The 1,167-nt window shown below is 36.3% G+C and carries 1 protein-coding gene; it reads right to left on the bottom strand.

Annotated elements, in window-relative coordinates; genetic code table 11:
- A partial coding sequence (gene nuoL, locus ACYVJ3_RS16615; RefSeq protein ID WP_460854192.1) for an NADH-quinone oxidoreductase subunit L occupies positions 1–1,167 on the bottom strand: 1,167 nt, incomplete at both ends.

Raw genomic sequence — 1,167 nt, forward strand, 5'->3', positions numbered from 1 at the left:
TGCATGTAGATAATCACCCTTAGGTGCATTAGGCGTTGTAAAGAATGTTAGAGATACTAGTCGGAATGAATAGAAAGCAGTAAAGACAGCTGAAATTGTACCAAGCCAATAAGCAATTGTTCCTGATACTTCATATTGTCCTAGTGCTACTTCTAGAATTAGATCCTTACTATAGAATCCTGTCATAAATGGTAGTGCCATTAGTGATAGTGATCCAATTAGAATTGCTGTATATGTAAATGGTAGGAAATTTACTAGACCTCCTAGTCGTCGTAGATCTTGTTGATCTGCCATACCATGAATTACTGCACCTGCTGCTAGGAATAGTAGAGCCTTAAAGAAAGCGTGATTTACTAGATGAAATAGTGCTACATTATATTGTGATAGTCCTACTGCCATAAATAGATATCCCATTTGTGAACATGTACTATATGCAATTACTCGCTTTAGATCATTTTGTAGTAGACCTGTTGTTGCTGCAAAGAATGCTGTTAGAGCCCCTACCCATGTAATTACTACAAGTACTGTAGGACCATATTCAATAATTGGTGATGATCGTAGCATTAGATATACTCCTGCTGTTACAAGAGTAGCAGCGTGAATTAGAGCTGATACTGGAGTAGGACCTTCCATAGCATCCGGTAGCCATGTATGTAGAGGAATATTAGCAGACTTAGCCATAGCACCAACTAGTAGTAGTAGTCCAATAATAGTAATAGCTGTTTCGTTAATGTAAGGAGCTACTGAAAATACTGAAGCATAATCTACATTACCAAATACCCAGAAAATTGCAAAGAATCCTACTGATAGGAACATATCACCTACTCGGTTAACTGTTAGAGCCTTCATACCTGCCTTATTTGCTTGCATTCGAGTATACCAGAAGTTAATTAGTAGATATGATGAAATTCCAATACCTTCCCAACCTACAAACATAATAAAGTAATTATCACCTGTTACAAGAACAAGCATAAAGAAAGTAAACATAGATAGATATGAAAAGAATCGTTGGTTATGTGGATCTCCTGCCATGTAAGAAATTGAGTAAAGGTGTACTAGTGATGATACAATAAGTACAGGTAGTAGCATTGAAACAGTAAGACTATCAAATAGGAATCCCCATTGTACAAGCATAAATTCTGAATCAATCCATGATCCAATAACAAT

This window comes from Nocardioides montaniterrae (assembly GCF_054782655.1).